This is a genomic window from Streptomyces sp. NPDC094143 (assembly GCF_040303825.1).
Taxonomy (GTDB): Bacteria; Actinomycetota; Actinomycetes; order Streptomycetales; family Streptomycetaceae; genus Streptomyces.
On sequence record NZ_JBEOTZ010000062.1, the window covers coordinates 1 to 24220 of the forward strand.

Annotated in this window: 18 protein-coding genes; 11 read left to right on the forward strand and 7 right to left on the reverse strand. The window is 68.9% G+C overall.

Features of this window, described 5'->3' with window-relative positions; genetic code table 11:
• The first annotated feature begins 305 nt into the window (after positions 1–305).
• Positions 306–4898 carry a hypothetical protein gene (locus ABTZ58_RS37535; protein ID WP_351367181.1) on the forward strand — a complete coding sequence of 1531 codons (4593 nt, stop codon included), beginning with the start codon at positions 306–308 and terminating at the stop codon, positions 4896–4898.
• A gap of 860 nt (positions 4899–5758) precedes the next feature.
• Here the strand turns inward: ABTZ58_RS37535 and ABTZ58_RS37540 are convergent.
• On the reverse strand, positions 5759–8551 hold the full coding sequence (locus tag ABTZ58_RS37540) for a caspase, EACC1-associated type (protein WP_351367184.1): 2793 nt from the start codon (positions 8549–8551) through the stop codon (positions 5759–5761).
• 1 nt (position 8552) lies between these two features.
• The gene (locus ABTZ58_RS37545) at positions 8553–8972 is read right to left on the reverse strand and encodes an effector-associated constant component EACC1 (protein ID WP_351367187.1); all 420 of its coding nucleotides are present in this window, start codon (positions 8970–8972) and stop codon (positions 8553–8555) included.
• A 433-nt stretch (positions 8973–9405) separates the two neighbouring features.
• Between ABTZ58_RS37545 and ABTZ58_RS37550 the strand changes: the two genes are divergently transcribed.
• Positions 9406–9564 (forward strand): DUF6207 family protein, encoded by a 159-nt coding sequence (locus ABTZ58_RS37550; RefSeq protein ID WP_351367229.1) that lies wholly within the window; start codon positions 9406–9408, stop codon positions 9562–9564.
• Between the two features lie 55 nt (positions 9565–9619).
• Here the strand turns inward: ABTZ58_RS37550 and ABTZ58_RS37555 are convergent, their stop codons facing one another.
• From ABTZ58_RS37555 to ABTZ58_RS37565, 3 genes are all read right to left on the reverse strand, one after another.
• On the reverse strand, positions 9620–10276 hold the full coding sequence (locus tag ABTZ58_RS37555; protein ID WP_351367190.1) for an HNH endonuclease family protein: 657 nt from the start codon (positions 10274–10276) through the stop codon (positions 9620–9622).
• A gap of 673 nt (positions 10277–10949) precedes the next feature.
• Entirely contained in the window at positions 10950–11477 is a 528-nt protein-coding gene (locus ABTZ58_RS37560) for a GNAT family N-acetyltransferase (protein WP_351367193.1), read from the reverse strand.
• Positions 11474–12733, reverse strand: a complete 1260-nt coding sequence (locus ABTZ58_RS37565; RefSeq protein ID WP_344543875.1) for an NsdA family TPR-like regulatory protein — start codon at positions 12731–12733, stop codon at positions 11474–11476. The genes ABTZ58_RS37560 and ABTZ58_RS37565 overlap by 4 nt, the downstream gene beginning before the upstream one ends.
• 231 nt (positions 12734–12964) lie before the next feature.
• Here ABTZ58_RS37565 and ABTZ58_RS37570 point away from each other — a divergent pair, with 231 nt between their 5' ends.
• The 9 genes from ABTZ58_RS37570 (at position 12965) to ABTZ58_RS37610 (ending at position 21376) form a co-directional block, all read left to right on the forward strand.
• On the forward strand, positions 12965–13441 hold the full coding sequence (locus ABTZ58_RS37570) for a DUF6415 family natural product biosynthesis protein (RefSeq protein ID WP_351367197.1): 477 nt from the start codon (positions 12965–12967) through the stop codon (positions 13439–13441).
• Complete coding sequence (locus tag ABTZ58_RS37575) at positions 13435–13872, forward strand: DUF6302 family protein (RefSeq protein ID WP_351367200.1); 438 nt, start codon at positions 13435–13437, stop codon at positions 13870–13872. The genes ABTZ58_RS37570 and ABTZ58_RS37575 overlap by 7 nt, the downstream gene beginning before the upstream one ends.
• A gap of 49 nt (positions 13873–13921) precedes the next feature.
• Positions 13922–14104, forward strand: a complete 183-nt coding sequence (locus tag ABTZ58_RS37580) for a DUF5999 family protein (protein WP_351367203.1) — start codon at positions 13922–13924, stop codon at positions 14102–14104.
• A gap of 189 nt (positions 14105–14293) precedes the next feature.
• Positions 14294–15523, forward strand: a complete 1230-nt coding sequence (fxlM, locus tag ABTZ58_RS37585; protein WP_351367206.1) for a methyltransferase, FxLD system — start codon at positions 14294–14296, stop codon at positions 15521–15523.
• 64 nt (positions 15524–15587) lie between these two features.
• On the forward strand, positions 15588–15779 hold the full coding sequence (locus ABTZ58_RS37590) for an FxLD family lanthipeptide (RefSeq protein WP_351367208.1): 192 nt from the start codon (positions 15588–15590) through the stop codon (positions 15777–15779).
• Positions 15780–15854: 75 nt separating this feature from the next.
• Positions 15855–18878, forward strand: a complete 3024-nt coding sequence (locus ABTZ58_RS37595; protein ID WP_351367211.1) for a lantibiotic dehydratase — start codon at positions 15855–15857, stop codon at positions 18876–18878.
• Positions 18875–20026 carry a lanthionine synthetase C family protein gene (locus ABTZ58_RS37600; RefSeq protein WP_351367214.1) on the forward strand — a complete coding sequence of 384 codons (1152 nt, stop codon included), beginning with the start codon at positions 18875–18877 and terminating at the stop codon, positions 20024–20026. The genes ABTZ58_RS37595 and ABTZ58_RS37600 overlap by 4 nt, the downstream gene beginning before the upstream one ends.
• A gap of 12 nt (positions 20027–20038) precedes the next feature.
• Entirely contained in the window at positions 20039–20995 is a 957-nt protein-coding gene (locus ABTZ58_RS37605; protein ID WP_351367217.1) for a thiopeptide-type bacteriocin biosynthesis protein, read from the forward strand.
• Between the two features lie 204 nt (positions 20996–21199).
• Positions 21200–21376, forward strand: coding sequence for a hypothetical protein (locus ABTZ58_RS37610; RefSeq protein ID WP_351367220.1), 177 nt, complete (start codon positions 21200–21202; stop codon positions 21374–21376).
• A 34-nt stretch (positions 21377–21410) separates the two neighbouring features.
• Here the strand turns inward: ABTZ58_RS37610 and ABTZ58_RS37615 are convergent, their stop codons facing one another.
• Together ABTZ58_RS37615 and ABTZ58_RS37620 are read right to left on the reverse strand one after the other, a co-directional pair.
• Positions 21411–21974, reverse strand: coding sequence for a hypothetical protein (locus ABTZ58_RS37615; protein WP_351367223.1), 564 nt, complete (start codon positions 21972–21974; stop codon positions 21411–21413).
• A gap of 4 nt (positions 21975–21978) precedes the next feature.
• Positions 21979–23457: a hypothetical protein gene (locus tag ABTZ58_RS37620; protein WP_351367226.1), complete on the reverse strand. Its 1479-nt coding sequence runs from the start codon at positions 23455–23457 to the stop codon at positions 21979–21981.
• Positions 23458–24220 lie beyond the last annotated feature (763 nt).

Here is a 24220-nt window from a genome sequence, read left to right on the forward strand (position 1 = left end):
GCGAGCTCCCACAAGCCGTCCGGAACAATCCAACTCCACGTACCCCGCCCCATGAACGGACCAACGAGCGATCACCACATAGGACACCGTCTTAGTGGCTCCTTCGTGACCGCGGTCAGGCCCACACGGTCAGTGGTCCGGTCACAGTGAACAGGTACTCCCCCAAGGCCACCACGCACACGCCCACAACGGAAGCCCTCCGGGCAAGACCGCCCGCAGGAACCGAAGCTGCAGCAACAGAGCGCCTTGGGCCGAGGTTTTCGGGGACTCCGGAAAGTGTCGGTGAAGGGTGGGAAGATCGGTGCATGGCGGGTGGTGTGTTCGGTTTCCAGGTTCCTCGGGTGTGCCGGGTCCGGGGCGGCAGCGGTTCCGAGAGGGACCTCTTCACTACAGATGACGGGGCTTTCCGGGTGGACGGCCAGGGTCTGGTGACGGAGGTGAGCCAGCTGGACGAGGGGGCGTTGGCGTCTCCGTCGGTGGTGGCAGCGTCCGGAGCGATGGTGGTGCTGGGGGAGCCGGGCGCGGGGAAGACCTCGGTGCTGACCGGTCTGGTCGAGGAGCTGCCTCGTCTGGAGGAGGCGTGGGAGGGGGGCGAGGATGCTTGTGTGTGGGTGTCGGGCGGGGACCTGACGGAGGCCTCATACGCGGACGAGCTCGGCTGCCACTTCGAGGTGCTGCCTGCGGCAGGGAGCACCGGCGGTGGCGCCGGGATACTGACGGTCGTGGTGGATCAGGCCGACGAGAGCTCTTATCTGAGACATCTGCCCAAGCGGCTGAAGAGATCGTTGCGTGGCCGGGATGTCGGCCGGGTCCGGTTCCTGATGGCCTGCCGCACGGCCGACTACCCACCCGACGCGACGGGCGTGCTGGCCGAGGTTTTCGGCACATGCCGTTGCGTGGATCTGGCGCCGCTGAGCCGGCAGGAAGCGGTCGCGCTGGTCGACAGCGCCGGGGCGCCGGGGGAAAGGGTGGTGGCCGCGGCCGAGGCCGCCGGTGCGGCGGCACTGGCCTGCGTCCCGCTGACCCTGGAACTGCTGGTGATGACCTACCGCGTCGACGGCCGGCTGCATGGCACGCCCCGCGAGTTGTTCGCCCGCGGCGTGCAGTACCTCGCGGAGGATCCCGACCCTGACAGGCTAAGCCACGCTGTCACCACGACCGCGCCACAGCGTCTGGTGGTGGCTGGACGGATCGCCGCCTGGATGCTGTTATCCGGCCACCGGAGCGTGTGGCGCGGCCACAGCCTCAGCGCCAGTACCTTCGACCTGCCCGGCGAGCGGCTGGCGTCCGGCCAGGAGCAGGCGACCGCCGGCACCTTCGACGTCACCCCGCAGGTGATCCAAGAGACCCTGGCGACAGCCTTGTTCACGGCGCCGGATGTCAACCGGGTCTCCTTCCGGCACTCGTCCGTGGCCGCCTACCTCGCCGCCCGCCACCTGACCGAACGCCAGACCACACAGCGGCAGCTTAAGAACCTGTTCCTGGTCGGCGCCCCCGACCGCGGGACCGCCAGCATCCCTATCCCGCTGCGGGAGACCGCCGCCTGGCTGGTCGCGATGAACCCCACAGCCACCAGGTGGCTGGTCGGCGCCGACCCCGAGAGCCTGGCAGTGCACAGCACGCTGGTGCGCTCCGATGAGATCCGGCAGCTGACCGTGGAACGCCTCCTGGACCGCGCCGCCCAGATCGAGCTCAGCGGCCACAGCTGGCAGCCGACCCGCTGGGACCTGCACCACCCCCGGCTGGCAGACCAGCTCACCGACGTGCTCCGGGCGGCTCCCGAGGGTGAGGAGGCCGACTGGCCGACCAGGGCGCGCATCCGGCTGGCGATCCGGCTGGCGCAGGACGCCGGCCCCACCCACGCGGGGCTGGCCGCAGCGCTCCTGCACCTGGTGGAGAACGACACCTGGCACCAGACCGAACGCCGCCTGGCCGCACGCGCGGCATTTGCCTGCGACCCCGGCCGCGCCATCCCCGTCCTCAAAGAGGTCCTCGCCTCGCTCATCGACCCTGCCCACGTGGACACGGTCGACCCCGACGACGGCCTCCGAGGCACCGTGCTGAGCCTGTTGTGGCCGGACCAACTGGACGCGGCGACCATGCTCGCAGCACTCCGCCCCCCGCGATCCCAGCACACCTACGGCATGTACGCCCACTTCCTTAGGACCATGCCGGACCAGTGCACGGACGAGCAGCTCCCGGAGGTCCTCACCTGGGCCGAGAAAGCCGCTACCGCTTCCACCTGGCCCCGGCCCGCACCGACAGCCCAAGACAACTTGGTAGAGACCACAGTGCTGGCCAAGGGGGTCGCCGAGGACCAGCCGGGCGACGGCTTCGACTTCGCACCCCACCGGGTGGAAGCCGAACTGCTCGACGCCCTGGTCAACCGGACCCTTAGCAGCCAGAACGCGACACAGCACCTGGACACCCTGGCCAGGATCATCTTCTCCCGGTCCCAGAGCCATCACACCGTTCGCCTGCCCGACGCGCTGCAGCCTGACGAGCACGGACACGAGCCCCCACACGTGCAGAAGCTGCGCCGTGCCCTGGCCCACGCACTCATCGGTGAGGCCGTCCGTTCCAAAACCGAACCTCGCCTGGCGGCCTGGCTCATCGTGCGGGAATGGGAGCGCCGATCGCCTCTGCTGTGGGGCTTCACGCCCGAGCACCCCAGCCGCCGTCTGCTGCTGGACGGAGCCGACTTCCCCTGGGCATGGGAGCAGATACAGCATGCCGCGGCATCCGGGAACGAGGAGGTCATGCGCGCCTACGGCGAACTGGCCTCCACCTTGTTCCCCCACGGCGACCAGGACGCATTCGAACTGGCCTACGACGATCAGCATCCCGGCTGGCCGTACATGCGCCACCTCTACGAGGCTGTAGACCTCGGCAGCGATCTGGCCAAGGCATGGCGCCGCAATCATCAGGGGCAGGACAGCACCTGGCCGGAGTCGACCGCCTTCCTCGCCGAGCAGAAACAACTCCTCGCCGACGCCAGAGATGGCGACAACGACAGCCTCTGGAAGTTCCTGTGGCGCCTGCGCGTAGACCCGCAGACCGGCCACTTCGAGGAGCTGTCCGACACCATCCGGGCCTGGCCGGGAAGCGCCGCCTTCCAAGACAACCTCACCGACCTGACCGACCTCGCACTGCGCTACCTCACCACCGAGGACGATCACGCCGACTCCTGGCTCGGGCAGAACCTGCACAACAAGCGCTCCTGGGCCGGGTACGCCCTCCTTACCGAGCTGCACCACGCCAACCGCATCACCGACCTGTCACCTGACGCCTGGAGGGCGTGGGCCGCGGCCCTCCTCACCGAGAACCTGCACCTGGCCACCAGCTACACCGAAGACACCCGGCAGGATCTGCTGCGCATGGTCGCCACCCACGCGCCCGAGGAACTGGCACGCCGCGTCGACCAACTGGCCCGAGCAGAACTCGCCGACGGCAGCCAGCCTCTCCAGCTCAACCCGCTCGACCCGCGTTGGGCACCACAACTGCACAGCGCCCTGGAGCAGCTCGCTGTCGGCCTCTCCGCCCGACTCGGGGTCCTGCAGACCACCAGCACAGGATCCGTTGGACTAGCCGCCTCAGACCACAGCCCTGTGCAGGTGCCCGACACCAGCGAAGCCCGTGATGCCGCCATACGGACCTGGCACAGCCTCCTCACCTCGCTCCTGGAAGCCGGCAGCCAGGTTGCCTATGAGATCGCGGAAACCGCACTCGTCGCGCCCGGCGAAGCACCTGAGTCCGCCGACCTCCTCCTACCGGCCGCCCAGGCTCTCCTGGCCACGGACGCCGCCACGCACTGGCCCCGCATCCAGGCTCTTACTGCTGCCCATCCCGGCCTCAGCCGCCGACTGGCCGAAACCTGCGCCCAGGATCACATCAGCGCACCGATCCAGACCTCCCTCACTGAAGCGGCACTCGCAGACCTGTACCACTGGCTTAGCGACCTGTACGCGCCCGAAGAAGACATGAATCCCTTGGGGGCGCACTGGGTGACCCCGCAAGAGCAGGCGAGACGGTGGCGGGACTCCTTGCTCGGGGAACTGAGCCGGCGGGCCACTGCGGAAGCCGTCATCGAACTCGGTAAACTGGCCAACGAGTATCCCGACAGACTGTCCATCACTGCGGCTCTCGTCACCGCAAGAGCCCAGCACAGCGCCGCTAGCTGGGACCAGGTGCGGCTGGAAGACGTCATCAAAGTCCTCCATGACCCCGCACGGCGCGTCCTCCGTACCAGTACCGATCTCCTGGCCGCCGCCGACGAAGTCCTTGAGCAGATCGCACAGGACATTCCTTCCCACGGTGAGCTGCTCTGGGACAGGACCCCTGGCAAACGCACCCGGAAGAAACCCGCCACAGGCGAGGACGCACCGGTCCCGGACACCTGGCGGCCCAAGCCCGAAGCGGCCCTGTGCGCATACCTCGCACATGAGCTTCGCCTGCGGCTGGGCGGCCACCGCGTCGCGGTGAACCGGGAAGTGCTGATTCATCCCACCGACGCCTATGGCGCGGGGGACCGAACCGACATCCTCATCGACGCCATGTCATCCCCTGGCGACAGCCCCCACTCCGCCTCGGAAGAACCGGTCAGACTCGTCATCGAGGTCAAGGGGTCCTGGAACCCCAGCGTTACCACTGCTCAGGAGGACCAGCTGGCGGGCAGGTACCTGCCCGAGACAAAGACCGACGCAGGTATCTACCTCGTGGGCTGGTACCCGATAGATCTATGGGACGCCGTGGGGGACAAGCGTAAAACTCAGGCGAAGAAGCTGGATCTCAGTACGCTGCGCACGCATCTGGCCGAGCAGGCGCGGAAGGCCTCCGAGGCCGCGACAGTGCACCTGCGTCCCATAGTGGTCGAGATCCCCCGACCGTACTCCGGGTAGCGTCTTCTGCGATGGCGTCCCTCTGAATGTTTACCCGGCGGAAAGACACAAGGGCTCCGCAGCTGTGAAGGAGGCAGTTTGCTCACCCAGGCTGCTGGCCAGGTGAAAACCATGACTCTGCATACCGGAAGCCACGCGGGCGGACGCCGGTGATGGTGCCCACAAAGCCAACCCCCACGTGAGTGAGGAGGAGAACTACCCCTGGCCTCTGAATTCCCTGCCGTGGGACGCGGCCCTGCGGCCGAAGCCGGCCCACGAGCGCCTGCTCGACGCCTTTTACCAGACGTGAGTGCATGCTATGGCGCTACCCATCAACAGGGCCACTCAGAGGCCCCGCGAAGCCAGCAGCTTGATCGACCTGAAGGTGATGGTCACCGCATTCGCCCTTACCCGCCGGCTCCCAGAACCCCGGGCCCTCATGCGCTCGTGGGAGCAGAAGCAGGCACCCCTACACCATCCACTCCATCATGAAGCTCTGCGACGGCCAGCACTCGCCCCGTCGTCGCGGCCTCAGTAGCCCGTTCGCGATGTTCAGCAACAGGTACTGATGTCGCCAGCGGCATCCATTCGTCCGGATGCAGCTTTCACGAAGGCCCCGGCATCGCTGCCGGCGCTGTTGTAGAGGAAGAGCTGGCTGCGTTCATCGATAGGAGTGGCAACCCAGAATCGCCCTAGCGCGACATTCTTTTTATGATTGAACGCGGCGGCGGCGCACCTGGGAGGGCGTCCCACCCCGACCGGTGGCTCCACTCACCGGGCTCCGGCCTGGGCATCCTCCGCTGGGTCGTCGAACGGACCATCACCCACCGCCACGGGGCCAACGCCTGTGTCAGGGCCTCCGAGCGACGGCTCGACAGCGGTCAGATGACCAGTTGCAGGACGGCTGCTCCTGTGGCTGCCGCGAGGACGGCAAGTGTCCAGAAGGCCGTCCGCCACCAGCGGGCGCGGCGAGCGTTACGGGCGCTGCTGCGGAGAATGTAGTCGAGTTCGTCGGCGGAGATGTCCTCGGGGTCGGCTGCCAGTCTCCGTTGGGCCTCGGCCAGTTCCCACCCTCTCAGCAGGTGTGAGGGGTCGCGCTGCTGGCGTTCCCAGCGCTCGCGCTGAAGGCGCAGCGCCTCGTGCCACAGCCGGGCCTCCCGAGACTCGTTGAGCCACTCCCTGAGCCTTGGCCACTGTCTGGTCAGTGCCTCGTGCGCCAGCTCGACGATCTCATCGTCCTGTCTCACGCCGTTCGAAGAGCGGGAGAGGACGACGAGCCTCTCCCCTGCCAGTTTTCGTGTAATGACGACTTGCTCGGGAGTCAGCCTCCCGGTCCGCACCGGCCGGCAGACGAAGACATCGCCGTCGCCGGGTCGAGTGAGGTGCACGAGCAGCCGTCGTACTTGCTCCCGCTCCTCCTCGGAGAGCCGTTGGAATGCTTCCTCCGCGTGTACGGCGAAGGCGCCCCCGACGCCGCCGCAGGAGTCGTAAGCATCGTGAGTGAGCGCCGACGGGGTACGCCGGTACCAGAGCTCGGTGAGGACGAGCTGGACGAGCGGCATCCGTCCGGGCGCTTCGCCCACGTCGACGAGGATGCGGTCCGGCAGTCCGCGTTCGAAGCGCAGCGTCGGCATACGGGCCAGCGGCGCCGCGATCGCCCGCTTCAGGTCATCGGTGTGCAGCGGAGCGAGGAACTGAACCTCGGGGGGCCCGGAGTCGGGCAGGATGTCGAGGACCTCGGGGCGTCCGGCGGCCACGATTCTGAGGAGATGGCCGCGGTTCGCTTGCGACAGACGGTCCACCAGGCGGAACAAGTCGCGTACGGCTTCCGAGTCCTGGCTTGTGAATTCCTCCAGCTGGTCGATGCACAGTATGTGCCCGGCGCCGTCCAGCCGGCCGAGGATCCGGTCGGCAAGGTCGGTGCTCACGTCACTGTCGGCCTTCATCAGCCCTCTCACTTCCTCCGCCGACGGAGGCCGTTCGACAACGCCCCCTGCCTGTCCCTGGGTGAGCACCCGGGCGAGGGCGACTGCCAGAGGCTCAACGGGCGTCAGCAGGGTGACACTCAAGCCGTTGGCGCGCAGCAGGGGCAGGACCGCTGCCTGTAGCAGAGAGGTCTTTCCACATCCCGACGGTCCGACGAGAAGCGTAGAGGGCCGTTGGCGGACGGTCGCGTACACAAGGTCGATGTCCGCCTCGCGGCCGTGGAAATTGTCCCCTTGGGTTTCGGAGAACGGCGCGAGGCCTGGGAACGGGCACGGTGGACGCAGCGTGTGGCTGTCGACCAGGTCGGACGACGGTAACAGGTACACGGTGTGACCGCGACGGTCCACGGCGACCGTCATCCCCACCACGCCGCCCAGCGAGTCGTCCCAGACCGGGCTCCCGGCGTACCCCGGGCCGATGGACGGACCCGACGCGTCCGCCTCCATCTGCAAGAGGCCCGAGCCCTGTCGAGCGCGTAGGATTCCGGCGGCCCACTGGCCGTGGTCTCTACCGGCGGGGTAGCCGAACGCGCGGCACGAGTGTCCCCATACGCCGGACTCGTCGACCAAGGGCACCGGCCGTGTGCCGGGTACCTGGGCACCGAGCCGGAGCAGAGCGACGTTCTTCTCTTCCCCGGCGTGCCACGAGGTGATGCTTGCCTGCGCGCGGGGGCGGTCGTCGAGCAGCGGGAAGTCGATGGTGACCAAACCGTCCGGAACTTGTTCCGCATGCCCCGGCCCTCCGAGTGCGCGCTGGACGACGTAGGCGCACGTGCAGACCACATCGGGGGAGACGAGGAATCCTCCGCCCACCACCTCGCCGGTCGCGGAGAGTACCCGTACCAGCGAGGCCTCGAGGTCGGAACCCGGATCGTGGGCAAGCAGGTCTGCGACCGCTGGGCGTTCGCGGCGTGCGGGCAGAGGGGACGGCCGATGTGACACGTACGCACGGTTGCGGGCGATACAGATCTGCGCCGCCGCGTTGTGGCTGTTCATCTGGGGCTCGGGCCGAGAGGCAGCTTTGAGTCTGCTTCTCATCGCGTCATACAACAGGCTCATGCTCAGCAGTTCCTGAGAGCCGTCCACACCTTTTTCAAGGCACTCGAGCAGCGCACCGGTGAAGGCGGTGAAGTCCTCACCCGGTACGGCCAGGGCCAGAGCCGTCTCCCGGGCCGCCGCGATCAGGCAGGTGCCCTCGACGTCGGCCTTGTGCACGAGGTTCGCTGCACCGCCGCCCATTGCACCGGCCATTGCCCGGGCGCTGTAGCAGCAGTCGAGGAGCACCACCTTCCTCTTGGCGCTGCTGGAGCGGACATAACGCCTCAGGGTGTCGTAGCGGATCGCCGAGTCGATGTGATGGTCGTCCGTGCGTGACTCGGGCAGGGCGAGGTACAGCTCGTTGCTGTCCTCCGGGTCCAGGAGCCCATGCCCCGCGTAATACACGACCAGTGTGTCGGTGGCCGCGGTCGCCGCCCGCTTCACCGCGGCCACCACCTGCCCCTCGCTCGGCGGCTGGTCGAGCACCTCGACCCTGTCAGCCGGGATACCCCACACGCCCACATCGGTCAGCACCTCGCGCAGGCGTGTCAGGTTCTGCCGTACAGCGGGGAGGTCTTCGAGTGTGGTGAAGCCGTGGCAGCCGATGAGGACGACGTTGGAGGCGCCGGCTTCGGAGAGCGCGTCGGCCACGTCACGTATCGGACGACGGGTCGCCGCCCGCGCTCGGCAACGAGTCCGGTTCCTGTGACGAGGCCGAGTCCGCGTCTGCCGCGCGCAGTGTGTCGATGAGCAAACGGATGGCCTCGGGGTCGTCGGTGTTCACCGTGACGGGCACACCGTTCACCTCGATGCGCACGGCCGGTGGCGGTGACGGCCGGCTGGAACGCCACGCCACCAGGGTGGTGAGCAGGCTGCCCAGAGCGATGGAGTTGGACAGCACGACGTTCACGATCTCCAGGGCCGACCCGCCCATGCCGCCGGGAGGCGGGGGCTGGGTTCCGCTGAAAGACACGCGTGCCTGTCCGTGAAGGTCGCTTTCCTCACGCAGCCAGCGAAGCAGAGCCTCCGCTTCGCCGCCGACCACCTCGTCCACCGTCAGAGCCAGCTCCATGCCGCGCAGATTATCGCCGGAGCATGCCGGTGACTGAGCTTTCCGCTCAGCCATGGGGCCGACATGATCAGGTCCCTGCGGTACGCCGTCGCCATGAGAGAGGCGCACGGCGGGAGTCTCAGTGGGCGCCTGGTCGTGGCGGGCGGGGAAACAGCACTGACAGCGCGCCAGCAAGTAGGACACCGCGGCGATCACAGTGCCCCTGCCACTGCACGGAACACCTTCCGCCTCAACGGGAAGAACTCGACGATGATCGGCATGCGGTGTCCCTCCTACGGAACACTGCCGCGGACGCGGGGGTATTGCGGCTGCCCCATCAGCCCGACCGATCGCGGCCGCGTCGATCTCCCGCCGAGGCGAGCGTGCTCCGATCTCGCTCAATGCCCTCCCCCGCAGCAAGGTCCGGCCTGGCGCCGAACTCGCCACCCCCATGATGAAGGACCCACCAGCAACCGCGTTCGTCATCCAGGAACTGCTCGCCGGGCGCTGGGCGACCGCTCCAGCGGATCGTACGACCCGGGTTCCGGGCGAGTTTGGGGTGCGTCTGCGCTGCTACCTGGACGTGCGCCAAGAGCTCAGCTCCCAGCGGTGAGGGCGGGCCGGATGCGCTTACCACGCCCCGACCTGACCCTGACCCTGCCGGCAGGTTACGGCGCCGGCTCGTAGGCGACGTCCTGCAGCGGACACCTGTCCCCCAGGTCCCGCAGGACCGCGATTTCCGGCTCGTCCGCTGTCAGGCTCCAGCGCAGCTTGGTGGCCACCCACTCAGCGGCGTAGCGGCAGTGTGCTTCGGCTGCGGGTGGGAACCACTGGGCGGGGTCCTGGTCGGCCTTGGAGCGATTGCAGCGGGCGGTGACCGCGACTAGGGAGGCTTCCTGGCCCTGGTCGTTGGCGTAGGCCTCGCGGCGCTGCGCGCTCCAGGCCGAGGCCCCGCTGTCCCAGGCTTCGGCGAGGGGCACCATGTGGTCGATGTCCAGGCCGGAGGGCCATGTCACCGTGACGGCGTCGTAGTAGGAGAACCAGCGCCCGCCTTCCAGGCGGCAGTTCGCACCGACGGCTGGTGCTTCGACCGCTTCGTGGAGGAGGACCTCGGCGCGGGTGTGGCAGCCGTCCGTGGGATCGTCGCCGGCGTTCCAGTGCCGGAAGCTGGTACGGGTGTAGCCGTCGCGGGACTCCGTCCCCAGCGCCAGCCGGTCGACCGCCTCCGTCAGGGACAGGGTCTCTGCGGCGTGGGCGGGTGCGGTGATGGTGGCGGACAGGACGACGAGGGCGGCGGCCAGGCCGCGCAGCACAGCTTTGACCATGCGCCAGTGGTATCGACACAGCACGGGGCGCTTTCAGCGTTTTGCTGGATGCGCCGCCCGTGTGAGTGCAAAGGTCATACCGGCAGCCAGCACCTCGACCCAGGACATCGCCGGGGGTGGTGTTGCCGCGTTGCCTCCTCCGACGCAGGGCGTGGTGGGGTCCTGCCGCCGCGCAGCAGGACGAAGACGCGCCGCTGGTCCCCCAGCCGCATGCCACTGGGCGTCCACCCGCCTGCGCAACCGACCGTGAATTCTGACGGCGTGGCCATCCTCCAGCGGTTTCACCTTGTGCGCTGCCTTCGGCCAGTTGCTGCAAGCTCCACTACTCGGCGGCCGGCTCAGGCATCTCCGGCACGCCCTGACCGTGGTCAGTCTCGTGATGTGCCCTACCGCGAGACGGATCAGAGGCTTCCTGTCCACCTCGTGACCGTGGTCATGCCTGCGTGGTCAGTGCTTCGATCCCGCTCGCGAAGCGCAACAAGGCCGGGCGATGGGCGGACAGCTCCCACACCGCCGACACCGTCTACGACCGGCACCAGGGCGCTGGCCCACACGACCCGCTAACTCGGAGCCTCTGTACGGCGGTGCAGCTCACGCTACAGTCGCCAATGCCCGAGCCGAGGCACCTGAGATCGCGTGACGGCCCCGCCCACCACCCAGGGGGCAGGTCCGTTCACGGGTGCAGCCTCTTCACCATGACGGCGTAGAGCGGAGAGTCTGCGAATGGCTGCTGCTCGCCCACCTTCTCGTAGCCCCACGTCTCGTACAGCTCTTGCACCTTCGGGTGAGTCACGTCGACCAGCAGCACGGCAAGATCCTCTTCGCGCTCTTCCAGCAACGCTTCGTGCAGACGCTCCGAGATACCCTGCTTCCGCCACTTCGGGCGCACCATGACCTCGGAGACGGCGTAGGTCGCGGTGTAGCCGTTGTTCGGCTCGAAGGCCGTGGAACGCCACCATTCGCGGCCCGGCTGGAGCGGAGCGCCGTACGCGAAGCCGGTCGGCTCGTCCCCGTCGAAGGCGACGATGCAGGTGAAGCCGTGCAACCCTGACCAATGGTCGACGAACCAGGGGAACCGCTGGTTGAACTCGTTGTCCATCGCGTCAGCGTAGGCGTCGGCGTGCACTTCGATCAGCATCTGCTTGAAGCCGTCCGGAAGGTTGTCCTTGCCGTAATGCCGCAGGTCGATCACCCTGGTCACGCTCGACTCCATTCATCTCGCATACGGTCTGCCCAGTTCCGGGCGTACGTCGTTGACGGCGCTAGTCGGAACAGGTCTCGGTGGAAGTCTCCGATCAAGGTGCGCATGCGTCCAGGCAGCGGAGCGCCATCCATGATCCTGAAAACGGTGGTCGCGGTGTTCGTGGCCTGCTCCGGCTCTCCCTGCCGGAGCTGCGCAAGGGCGAGCTGGCACGTGGCAAGGGCGCGGTTACGCTGGAACTCCGCAGGGATCTTCGCCAGTGCGCGGTGTGCCATCGCCTCAGCCTCGGCGTACTGCCCGTTGCGGTTGTGGATGATCGCCGCGAGATGGTGGAGTTCGGCCGGCCCGTAGAACGCGGTCCACCGGGGACGTTCGTCCTCGACCGCCTTCAGGAGAGTCTCCTGTGCGGCACCTAGGGCCCTTTTGGCGGCCCGCGGGTCCCCCAGGCAGGAGTGGGCCAGGGCGAGCCGGACACGGCCCATCGAGCCGAAGAAAGGGTCTCTGCGGGCGGCCTGAGACGCGACTGCGGCCTGCGCGGCTGCGAGCTGCTCGTGCCCGTTCTGCCGCTGGTAGGCAAGCATGGCCATGTTGATCCACACCCGCATTCCGGTGGGTGGGTCCTGAGACAGCCCGGCGAACGTGGTCGACTCGTGTAGGTACCGTTGGGCCGCATCAAGATCGCGCAGGTCGATGTACGACCAGGCCGCGATGGTGGTGAACTCGGCCGCGAGCGCGTACAGGGCACGGCGCACACGTTCGCTGGCGTTCCGCTGCTGAAGCTCCAGCACCTTGGCGCGGCCTTCGAGTGCCGCGGTCGCCAAGGACGTGTGACCGCCTTGCCGGTCGTCGGCCTCCACGAGCTGATTCATGCTTGCAGAGGCGCGGGCTACGTCGGTCATGCCCACAGACCGGCGCTGCTGTCCGACGCCGGGTACAGCGGCCACGGCCGATCCGGTCGTGGAGAGCATGAAATTGCGACGCCTCACAGGGTCCTCCGATGGTGCTCGTGCTCGTCCAGCGGGAGGTGTGAAGCCCAGCTCCTCCGCACTGGTGCCGAATTCTTCTTCGAGAACGAGGCGTTGTCTTCCTTGCGGCCAGCGGGTTCTTCCGGTCAGCCAGTTACGCACGTGGCGGTCGGTGAGTTTGCCGGGCTGGCCGGTCAACTCACCGATGCGCTTGTTGAGGCGGTCCGCCAACTCGTCCTGGGTCAGGCCGGCGTGCTCCATCCGCGCCGCAAGATGCGGGTTCCCCGTCATGCACCAAACGTAGCTGTGGCCAGGGAAGCCGAGCACCCTGGAAGGTAAAAATTTCCGGTCGTGGGTCAGCGGAACCCTCCGCGAATTACCTGTCCACTGTCGGTAGTTGGGCTGTTACCTATGTGACGTGCCCCTCCCCCTGCAGCGGAGGGGCACGGACACCGGCTTGGCGCAACACGTGCCTCCCGCCGGGACACCAACGGAGCACACCCGGTACCTTCAGGGGGCCCAGTGAACGGCACCATCGCCTTAGCCAAGGCGGCTCTCCCGACCCGGCCCAGCAATCCGCAGGTGCGTGCCGCGCCTTGGACGCCGCCCTTCGATGCGGCGCGCCTGCAGCGAGTACTGGATAGCGCGCGTCAGTGGGAGCCGGTGGACTGGAAGCATGTTTACCGCGGCCTGGACAGCCTTCTCGGCGATGACGACCATCCGCAGCCGTCCCACATCGACCACGACGCCGCCGAAGAACTGGCGCAGCGCTTCCGCGGCGCCCTCATGCAGCTCGTCCACCGCGGCCTGCGCGACGACGCCGACCGCGACCCGGAAGCGGCCCGGCTGATCGCACTGGCGCGCGAGCTGCGAGACGAGGAACTGCCTGGCGGCGCCCGGCAGGCTCTTGGGCTACTGCGCCGCCTGGGCGCGGTGACCGTGGAACTGGTCGACCGGCTGGAGAGCATGGGCATCATCCAGGGTGTGAGCAAGTGCTGACCACGCCGGCCCGGACCACCCCACTCACCATTACCGCACTTCCACCGGCGCAGGCGTACGACTACGGGTACTTCCTCAAGCGGCTCGCCGACCCCAGCATCCTGGAGGGGGCCGTCGCACTCCGCGCGTTCAGAGCCCCCCTCCTGGCCGTGCCCGTCGGAGGACGCCGCCACGGCGGCTACATGTCCTTCGACCTCTGCACGGTCGCTCAAGCCGCTAAGGCCGTGCTCGATGGCCGGCCCGGCTTCCCCGAGCTGCGCGTGCGCTGGTCCCCCTACCGCGGCACCTGCCACGTAGTCGAGTGGGGCGGCCATCCCCCGGACGGTGATGCCGAGCGAGGCCACTTCTACGGCTACAGCGACGAGGCGATAGAGAAATACCTGGCCCCCCACACCCCCATGACTCCCTCTTCGGCTCCCGCGGATCTTTGACAGCCGAAGAGGGCCCAGCTTCGCACAGCGATCCGAGAGGACGAGCCGCATGTGCCGGCACCACCCACCCTGCCCCGCCGCAGACGCTCCAGACCGAGAGGCCGCCAAGGTCATCACGAGCGCCCTCAGCCAGGGGTGGGCGGCGCTGTGCAACGGGGTCATCGTCTTCGAAGACACCGGCGAGCTGCTGCCGGACGGGCGCGTCATCGCGCCGCGCCGGCCCGCCGCCTAGAGCGACCGCCCGGCGGTGCGAGCGAAGGGTCTTCGGACTCAAGCCACCGCTCAGCGGTCTTCCACCCCGGCGCGGGCGCTCTCGCCCCCCTTTCCGCGAGGCGCTCGCGCCGGCCTCCGCACCATCAGCAACCGACCCCTCGGCGCGCGGGCGCCGAGAAGGAGACCTCACGTGGATACCGTCCCCGGCATGACGAACGACGATCACAAGAACGCTCCTGCCACCGAGCAGGATCTGCGCGACGACATGGTGCGCGAACTTATCGAGAAGGGGGCCCTGCGCAGTCCGAGGGTCGTCGCCGCGTTCCGTAAGGTGCCCCGGCATCTGGTCGCGTCCGGTGTCGAGATGGCCAAGTGCTACAGCGTCGAGGAGCCGCTGATCACCAAGACCGACAGCAGCGGCGTGCACATCAGCTCAGTGTCGGCTCCCCGCATCCAGGCCATCCAGATCGAGCAGGCCGACATCCAGCCGGGGATGAACGTCCTGGAGATCGGGTCCGGGGGCGTGAACGCGGCCTACCTCGCTGAGCTCGTCGGAGAGCGCGGCAACGTCGTCACCGTGGACATCGACCCCGAAGTCGCCCAACGCGCCAAGGTCTTCATCAAGGACACGGGCTACCGCAACGTCACCATCATCTGCGACGACGGCGGTAACGGTGCGATCGACCACCAGCCCTTCGACCGGATCGTCGTCACCGTGCAGGCAGCCGACATCCCCACCTCCTGGCTGCACCAGCTCACCACTGAGGGCCGCCTGGTCGTCCCACTGCGCATGCGCGGCATGACCCGCACGATCGCCTTCGTGCGAGACGACCACCGGCTGATCAGTGACGGCGTCGAGCTGTGCGGCTTCGTCCCCATGCAGGGCGCCGGCGAGAACCGCATGCAGGTCGTTCTCATCCACGACGTGCCCGGGGAAGAGGTCGGCCTGCGCCTGGACGGCCACCCCGAACCGGATACCAAGGCCCTGGCAGCGGCTCTGCGCACGCCGCGCACCGAGGCATGGTCCGGCGTGATGCTCGCCGGGGACGAGTCCAACGAGCACCTCGACCTGTGGCTGACGACGGCCCTGGACAACCTGCCCCTCATGGCCGCCGAACCCGCGGCCCGCGAGCGCGGCCTGGTCGCCTCCGCCTCCCCGCTCGGCGTGCCCACCCTCGTGGACGGCGACAGCTTCGCGTACCGCACCGTGCGACGCACCAAGCACCCGGACCGGTTCGAACTGGGCGCGCTGGGTCACGGACCCCGCGGCCAGCAGGTCGCCGAGCGGCTGGCCGCTGAGATGCGGACCTGGGACCGCGAGCACCGTGGCGACCGCGCACACATCGAGGTCTACCCGGCCGGGACGCCGGATGACCAGCTTCCCGCGGGCCGGGTCATCGACCGGCAGCACTCGCGGGTCACGATCTCCTGGCCGTGACGCCCACAGCGTCGCGCCCAGGTGGGCACAGCACATCCACCCCTTCCCTATGGAGGAGAACGAGATGGCACCGCACAACAGCACCATGCTGAAGGCCGCGACCGACTACGCGGCGGACGGCAGGTCGGACTTCGACCTGAGCATCGAGACGGTCACCTCCGCGGCCGTCCCCGGCGCGCTGCTGAACGACACCGGTGACGGCTGCGGCTCGTCCTGCCAGTCCGCCTGCTCGAACAGCACCTGCATCGGCGGCTGACGTATCGCCTGGGGGCGGGCCGAGCAACCAGCCGGCCCGCCCCCAGGCACCCCTGATCACTTAGGAGGCAGAGCGATGTATCACGCAGTTGACGCGGGCATGATCAGAACGTCGGTGTTTCCGCTGGAAGCCCCACTGCCCTCGCCGCCCGTAACCGCCGACGGCACGGCCGACATCGACACCTGCCGCCAGTGGATCGAAGCAGTGTGGGCGGACCACAACCGCGCCGGAGCCATCGAACTCGCCGCACCGGTCCTCGCCGCCGGCGTCACCCGCGCCCTTGCCGGGAAGGCCACCCGCTCACAGGTCATCCGCACCACGGCGTCGCTGACGCGCTACCTGCTGCGGATGCAGTACCGCGCCACGCCGTTCGGCCTCTTCGCCGGCCCGGCCCCGCTGCGCATCGACGACAGGGCACACGCTCGATTCGGTCCCGATCACCGAGCCTTCGCCACCGCCGACGCCGTATGGCTGCACGACATCTTCACCCGCCTGGAAAGCGACGTGGACGTACTCCGGTGCCTGCGCGTCGTGGTCAATCCCTCCTGCACGCTGCGTGGCTCCCGGATCCAGATCAAGCCCCAGCCGGGCCCCGAGGCGCCTACCGAGACGACCCTGCGCCGCACGCCGGCCGTCGAGAAGGTGCTCGCCCTCGCGCAGTCCCCCACCACCGTCGGGGACATCGTGGACAAGGTGCAGGCCGAATACCCGGACACCCCGCCCGAGAAGATCACCACCATGGTGGGCGATCTCGTCCGGCACCGCGTTCTCTTAAGCAGCCTCCACGCGCCCATGACGAGCACCGACCCCCTCGGGCACCTCCTTGCCGAACTCGACGTCACCGGTGCCACTGCTCCGGTGCCCACCGTCGCAACGCTCCGCAGCATCCACCAGACCCTCAGCCGGCACAATCAGGCGGCCCCCGCCGAGCAACGGCCGCTGCGGGCCCAAGCGACCGCAGCCATGAACGAGCTGACCGGAACGGCAGAGCGCAGCCTCGCAGTCAACATCCGGCCCCACTGCGACGTCGTCCTCCCCCGCGCCGTCGCCCGCGAGGCCGCTGCCGCCCTGGACGCCCTCACACGCCTCACCCCTTTCCCCCACGGCACCCCGGCCTGGACGGACTACCTCAGGCGCTTCCTGGAGCGCTACAGCATGGGCACCGTCGTGCCCCTGCGCGACCTCACCGACCCCGACACGGGCCTCGGCTTCCCCGTCGGCTACCGCGGCACCGTCCTCAAGCGCCCGGTCCTGGCCACCACGCCCCGCGACGAACATCTGCTGACGCTCGCGCAGAACGCTGCCCTCAACCGGCAGCTGGAGATCGACCTCACCGAAGAGGACATCCAGGCCCTCACCGTGGGAGAACCGACCCAGGTGCCCGCCCACGTCGAGCTGTGCTTCACCGTGCTCGCACAGACCCTTGAGGACCTGGACGAGGGACGGTTCACCCTGTCCGTGGCGGGACTGTCCCTCGCGGCCGGTACGACCGCGGGCCGGTTCCTCACCGCCCTGGACCCGGCCGACCAGGCTCGCATGGCCGCCATCTACGCGGCACTGCCCACACTCACCGAAGGCGCTGCGCGAGCCCAGGTCTCCGGGCCTCCGCTGAAGATCCCGACGTACAACGTCAGCCGCGTCCCGGCCGTCGTCCCCGATGTCCTGCCCGTGGGCGAGTACAACCCGAACGCCAGCCTCAACAGCGACGACCTGGGCGTTGTAGCCGACTCCGCGCGCCTGTACCTGGTGACGCTCTCGACCGGACAGCTCATCGAGCCTTCGGTGATGAACGCGGTGGAGTTGAGCAACGCCACGCACCCCATGGCCAGGTTCGTCAGCGAACTGCACCGGTCACACAGCGCCGCCCTGCTCCCCTTCCACTGGGGCGCCGCCTCCCGCCTGCCGTTTCTTCCTGAAGTCCGCGTCGGCCGCACGATCCTTTCCCCGGCCCGCTGGCGTCTACGTCAGGGCGACCTCGCAGACGGACCGGACTGGACGAAGAGCCTGTTCGCCTGGCGCATCCGCTACGGCGTCCCAGCGACCGTCGCCCTCGGCTCCGATGACCGTCTCCTCCGGCTGAACCTGGAGGAGCCCGCCCACCGGTACCTCCTGCGCACCGACCTACGACGCCACGGCACGGTGGTCGTGCAGGAAGCCCCCGCCGACGACCTCCTGGGCTGGGCCGGCCGCGCGCACGAGGTCACTCTCGCCTTCGCCTCAGACCAGCCCATGGCCACCCCCGGCTGCCGGCCGGCAGCCATCTACAGCAGGGACACCGCCCGGCTCCCCGGCGCGACCGCGCGGCCGTACGTCAAGCTGTACGGCAACCCCGACCGGGCAGCGGAAGTGCTGACCAACCACCTGCCGCACCTGCTGTTGAAGCTGAGAGGGGCGCCGGAGGCGTGGTTCATCCGGTACGCGGACCCCGACGACCACCTGCGCCTGCGGTTCCACCTCCCCTCCACGGAAACCTTCGGCGAGGCCGCCGAACATGTCGCAGCCTGGGCCGCCGACCTGCGCCGCGAGGGCCTGCTCCAACGCGTGCAGTGGGACACCGACGAGCCGGAGACAGGCCGCTACGGATCAGGGGCACTGCTGGACGCCGCCGAACGGTACTTCGCCGCCGACTCGGCTGCCGCCATCGCCCAACTCACCCTCCCCCTCAAAGACCACGCCCGGCCGGCCATCACCGCCGCCAGCATGGTCGACATCGCGACCACCTTCCTCGGCTCGCCCGCAGCCTGCTGGTCGTGGCTGAAGGACCACCTGCTCAAGGCAGAAGGAGAACCCTGCCCGCGGGATGTGCAAGCCCTGGCCGTCCGCCTCACCGCCCCACACGCCGACGCTGCCGCGCTGCGTGAGGTTCCCGGAAGCAAGGCCTTGTCGGGCCTGTGGGCCCTGCGCCGTCAGCACCTCGTGGATTACCGGCAGGCCCTCGAAGCCGCCGGGCAGGACCCGCGCAGCGTGCTGCCGTCCCTGCTGCACATGCACCACAACCGGGCCGCAGGCATCGACCCGGACGCCGAGGCCACGTGCCGCCGCCTCGCCCGCGCAGCCGCCCTGTCCTGGACCACCCGCGCTGAAGGAGCTCCGCGGTGACCACCGCCTCGTTCGACACGAACACCGTGACCCGGCAGTCCCTCGCGCACGGGCCGCTCGGGACCGCCCTGCTGGACATCGAGCGCGCACACCGCGGCCTCACCGACTTCCACGCCGCACACCGCAAGCTCGCCGTCTCTGGCCCGCTCATCGACGGGGACCACGCCAACCTCTTCCTCGGCGCGCCCGCCATGGCCTACGTCCTGCACATGGCGGCGGCCGGAAGCGACCGCTACGCCGGGGCCCTGCACACCCTGGACGCAGCCGTGGCAGCGCACACACGGCGCCGGCTGGCGGCCGCGCACGCTCGCATCGACCAGGGCCGCTACACGAGCTTCGCCGAGTACGACTTGTTCCGCGGCCTGACCGGCATCGGAGCGCTTCTCCTGCGCCGACAACCCGACAGCCCGGAACTGCGGCGCTTACTGGAGTACCTGGTGCGGCTCACCGAACCGGTAGCCGACCCGGACGGACAGCCCCGGCCCGGATGGTGGGTCGGCCATGCCCCCGCGAGCAATAAGACAGCGACCCCTGGCGGTCACGCCAACGCCGGTCTCGCCCACGGCATCACCGGCCCCCTCGCCCTGCTCGCCCTGGCCAAACGCCGCGGGGTCACCGTGAGCGGTCACGCCGAAGCCATGCGGCGAATCCTGCGGTGGCTGGACCGCATACGGCAAAGCGACCACCACGGGACCCGCTGGCCCCGATGGGTCAGCCTGGCCGGGCCCGCCCCCTCCCACGTCGCGGCCCCGTCCTGGTGCTACGGCACGCCCGGCATCGTCCGCGCCCAGCAGCTCGCCGCGATCGTCCTGGCGGACAACGACCGCAAGCGCATGGCCGAACGCGCCCTCCTGTACTGCCTGGCGGACACCCGGCAACTCGACCTCCTCGTCGGCCGCGGCCTCTGCCATGGCGTCGGCGGCCTGATCCGCACCGTCCAGCGCGTTGCCGAGGACGCGGACCAACCCCACGCCGTCAAGGCACTCAACGACTGGCTGCAGCAGTCCCCCGAACGCTTCCTCGCCGCCGAGACACCGCAGGCGTCCGGATTCCTCGAGGGCACCGCCGGGGCCAGCCTCGCCTTCCAGATCGCCGAGCCGGACACCTCCTCAGCCACGGACTGGGACGCCTGCCTGCTGCTGAGCTGAGGAGACCACCCGGTGCACCACCATGATCCCGCGCCCACCGAAGACATGATCCTGACCGTCCTCAGCGGCACACCGATCGGAGCGGCAGCCAGCCGAGCCGGGATGCCGCCCGCCCGGCTGGCTGCCGCCGTCGAGCGCTACCGCGCTGCCGGCCGCGCCGCGCTCCACGACTCCTCCGAGGAGTGGTTCCAGGCGAACATCCGCTTCGTCGACTACCCCACCGCGCCCGAGGCGTTCCGCGCCTACCTCCTGCCTCAGCTGAGGCAGGAGACTGTCGGCTGCTGGTGGTTCATCCGCAAGCACCCCCACTGGCGACTGCGCATCCAACCGGCGCCAGACACCTCCATGGCGGATGTGGTCACCGAGACGGCACGATCACTGGACTCCGCTGTCTCCTGGCACGTGGTAAGCCAGTGGCGGCCCACCCGCTACGAGCCGGAAACCATCGCGTTCGGCGGCCCGGCCGGCATGGCCATCACCCACCGCCTGTTCCACGCCGACAGCCTCGGGGTCCTCGCCTATGACCAGGCCGCTGGCGCGGAGCCAAACAGGCTGCTGGAGGCCAAGGCCACCTCCTTGCTCGTACTGACCTCGTTGCTGCGGGCAGCCGGGCTCGAATGGGGTGAGCAAGGCGACGTGTGGGGACAGGTCGAAGCCAAACGTGCGCTGCCCGCCGACGCACCCACCGAGAAGGTCAGTGCCCTGGCGGACACGATGAGGCAACTCCTCACCCTGGACACCGCCCCCTTACTCGCCGACGGCCCGCTCTCACCACTCCGGGACTGGGTCACCGGCATGGAACGCGGAGGGCAGGCGCTCAAGAACGCCGCGCAGAACAACAACCTCCTGCTCGGGCTCCGCGCTGTTCTCGCCCGACACGTCCTCTTCCACTGGAACCGCATGGGTTTCACCGTCCGCCAGCAAGCCATCTGGTCTCGCGCCGCACGGGAAGCGATCCTCGGCAAGTAGAGCGAAAGCGCAGGAAGTCCGCGCACGGCGCAACGCCACACGGATGGTGATCACGCACGAGCACCGCTCGGCCGTCAGGGACGTCCCCTCAGAGCACCTCAACGCGCGCGGAGGCTCCTCGCCGACAGCGACGCCATGCTCCGCCCTGACGGGCCGCTGGAACCATTCGCAGAGTGGGTCACCGCGTTTCGCAGGACAGGGCAGATGCTCGGCCGCACCGTCGAGGAAGGCAGTCTCGATCGCGGGCTGAGGCAAGTGCTCAGCTACCACGTGATCTTGCACTGGAACCGACTCGGGCTGCCCATGGGCGGGCAGAGCATTCTGGCCTCAGCTGCCCGAACGGCGATCTTCCACGACGCGCACTACACGCAGTTGACGTGACTGAATTGGATCGCTGCCGTGTCTGCCACACCGTTTAGCGTCCAGGGGTGAGTCGGCCCAGTGGGGGCAGGAGGCTGTCGCCAGGCCAGAAGGGCCGCTCGGTGACGATGCTGTTCAGGAACAGGCTGACCTTGTCCAATGCCGCAGCGCGTTCAGCAGGGCCGTAGGTGACGAGGTCGTCGGCTGCCCTGTCGTGAACGCGTAGCTGGCCGTGTGGCCCGGTGCAGAGCAGGGCGCGGGGGATCTCGGGCAGACCCAGGCTGAGGGCGTCGCATCGGCCTGTGTGGACAAGCTGGACCAGGTCGGTGGTGACGCCTTCCCAGTCGCCGATCCTGGGCCAGTCGGCGCCCCCGTCGAGTTCGTCGGTGAGGGTGGCCAGCGGGATGATCTCACCCGGCTGGCGTCCCCGGGTGAGTAAGTCGTGGATCTTCACGCCGTCGGGCTGGCGTACGTGCGGGTGCAGCAGCGAGTCGGCGGCCACCACGGTGGTGTTGATCTCGCGGGTGTCGGGCCCGGGGTAGTACGGCTCGTGGGCGAAGAGCAGGTAGACGTCCCGGGTGCGGGCGGCCGGGCCGAATGCGAACTCAGACTCGGGCATGGGGTCAGTTCCCTTCAGCGGTGGTGTGTGCGGCGTGCAGTGCGGTCGGTGGATCGTTCCTTCGGTGGCCGGTGGGAGGGCTTGCCTCTGGGTGGGTGGAGGTGGAGGCGCAGGTGGTGCATCGGCCGTCGCTGTGAGGGTGTGCGCGCCGGGGTGTGGGGCCGGGGCAGGTGCGGCAGGGCGGCCAGTTGAGGCAGGCCGGGCAGAGGTTTTCGCCTGGTGCGGTGCCGGGGACGCCGCAGCCGGCGCATTCGACCAGGGCCCGGTAAGTGAGTGCTTCGGACACGGTGCGTGCGGCGGCGTTGGTGGTTGAGTGTGCTCCCACCGGGTCACTGGCCGGGGTGGTGTGGTGTTCGGTCACGGTGGCCGGTGGTGGGTAGGCCTGTGCGGCACGGAGTCGGGCGGCGATGATCGCGCCGAGCGTGGTGCGGATCGGGCTCGGCAACGGGCGGGCGCTGATGACGTGGTTGAGCTGCTCGCGTGTCCAGCCGGCCTTCAGCATCGCGGACACGGCTGTGCCCTGATCCGCCAGTGCGCGGCCGGTCAGCAGGAGTTCGGGACGCTGGGCGCCAATCTGAAGCAGCAGGCGCCCTCCGGGTGTGAGGTCCGTCGGCGCCGGCGCGGTCCGCGGTGGCGGTGCTTGGCTGGGTGATCGTGCGGGGCGGGCGGCGGGAGGGAGGGGTCTGGTCTTCGGCTGGGTGGTCTTCTTTCTGTTGGTGTTCTTAAGGGGCCGGTCAACCAACGTAGGGTCATCCACGCGTGGATAACCCGACTCTGGCTGTGACCTGCTTAATCGCAGAGCGGGCAGGTCGGTGATGACGTAGGCGGCGGCGCCCAGAGTGCCGTGCGGGCCGCGTTCGCGTTCCCTCACGAGGAAGCCGTGGCTGCGCAGTTCCTTCAGACCGGTTCTCACGGCGCATTCGCCGTCCCTGCCAGCGCGGGCGATATCGGTGACGGTCATGCGCCAGCCCTCACGGTGGGTGGAGAGCAGGCCGAACAACCCCTTGGCCTTGAAACTCAACGTGCCATCGCGGAACAAGGCGTTGCCGATCTGAGTGAACTGATCGGCTGCCATCACCCCCCGGCGGATCCCCACCGACCACCCGCCAGCGTGACCGGCGGGCGGGGAGGTGGCCTGCGTGCTGGCCTCGGCCCATGCAAGGTCCAGCGTGGCGGGGCGGTCGGTGATGTAGTAGATGATCTCGCCGAGGGTTCCGTCGGGGCGCCGCAGACGTTCCCGGATCAGATACCGGTGTCTCTCCAGCTCTTGCAGGCCGGTGCGGACCGCTTCGCGTCCGTCCGGGCCCAGACGCACCAGGTCAGCGACGGTTACCTGCCAGCCGTTGCGGTGTGTGCTGAGGTAACCGAAGATTCCCTTCGCCTTGAACGACAACCGCCCATCGCGAAAAAGCGCATTGGCCACCTGCGTGAACTGATCCGTGCTCATGACGCCGCGGTGGATTCCCGCCCCGAAGCGGCTCACCGCTGCTCCTGCGGCGATGACCGCCTACGCCGGGCACACCGGCCCATCCGGCCGGCCGAGGCGGAGCCACCGCCGCTGCTGCACGATCGACAGGTGCGCATGGGTGCCATGCCCACAGCCCAACCGCCACCCCTGACCAAGCCGGCAGCCATCGCTCCCGACCACGGATCACGATCGGGCAACACCGTCAACACGTCGGCGTGGTCGCTCGCGTGGTCGGGTTCGGCCACGCACCCCGTCGGCGCGGCGCGCATGCGATACGCGGGACGAAGGACGAGTGCGCAAGGGTTCGCGCAGTCGCTTGTGTGCGGGAAGGCTGCGCAACCCGACCGAGGGCGTCTCACTGCGCAGGTTCGTACGCCAACTGCACAGGCTCCATCGCGGCACGAGGGCCACGCAGCGTGCGCAGCCGCCTGCAGGTCACATGCCGCGCTCCAGGGCTGAGAACCCGGTCTGACGCACGGGTAAGCCGTCGTCGGCACGCCCGCGCCCCGTGGTCGGACTCATGGTCGGGTTGTCCACCACTGTGACCACGGATGCCGTATCCGCATCGTGATCGTGGTCGGGGCTTCGTGGTCGGTGGTCAGGTCGGGGCAGGTCGCTTATGTCGGGGGCGTAAGCGTCCGTTCTGACCTGGGAGTTCGACCATGTCCCCTGGCAAGCCGGTCTCGCGCAGCGAGGCCGTTGCTCCGATGGCGGCAGGCGCCCGGCTGGAGGCGATGCGGCGCCGGGTGCGCGTGTCACGCCTGGCGGTGTGGACCGT

What these genes read in the sequence shown, in the direction of transcription:
- ABTZ58_RS37610 (WP_351367220.1), top strand. Translation starts at nt 21,200, where the DNA reads ATGCTCGGCCGCACCGTCGAGGAAGGCAGTCTCGATCGCGGGCTGAGG.
- ABTZ58_RS37555 (WP_351367190.1), bottom strand. Translation starts at nt 10,276, where the DNA reads ATGGTCAAAGCTGTGCTGCGCGGCCTGGCCGCCGCCCTCGTCGTCCTG.
- ABTZ58_RS37550 (WP_351367229.1), top strand. Translation starts at nt 9,406, where the DNA reads ATGAAGGACCCACCAGCAACCGCGTTCGTCATCCAGGAACTGCTCGCC.
- ABTZ58_RS37535 (WP_351367181.1), top strand. Translation starts at nt 306, where the DNA reads ATGGCGGGTGGTGTGTTCGGTTTCCAGGTTCCTCGGGTGTGCCGGGTC.
- ABTZ58_RS37565 (WP_344543875.1), bottom strand. Translation starts at nt 12,733, where the DNA reads ATGACGGGGAACCCGCATCTTGCGGCGCGGATGGAGCACGCCGGCCTG.
- ABTZ58_RS37580 (WP_351367203.1), top strand. Translation starts at nt 13,922, where the DNA reads ATGTGCCGGCACCACCCACCCTGCCCCGCCGCAGACGCTCCAGACCGA.
- ABTZ58_RS37615 (WP_351367223.1), bottom strand. Translation starts at nt 21,974, where the DNA reads ATGCCCGAGTCTGAGTTCGCATTCGGCCCGGCCGCCCGCACCCGGGAC.
- ABTZ58_RS37590 (WP_351367208.1), top strand. Translation starts at nt 15,588, where the DNA reads ATGGCACCGCACAACAGCACCATGCTGAAGGCCGCGACCGACTACGCG.
- ABTZ58_RS37545 (WP_351367187.1), bottom strand. Translation starts at nt 8,972, where the DNA reads ATGGAGCTGGCTCTGACGGTGGACGAGGTGGTCGGCGGCGAAGCGGAG.
- fxlM (WP_351367206.1), top strand. Translation starts at nt 14,294, where the DNA reads ATGACGAACGACGATCACAAGAACGCTCCTGCCACCGAGCAGGATCTG.
- ABTZ58_RS37595 (WP_351367211.1), top strand. Translation starts at nt 15,855, where the DNA reads ATGTATCACGCAGTTGACGCGGGCATGATCAGAACGTCGGTGTTTCCG.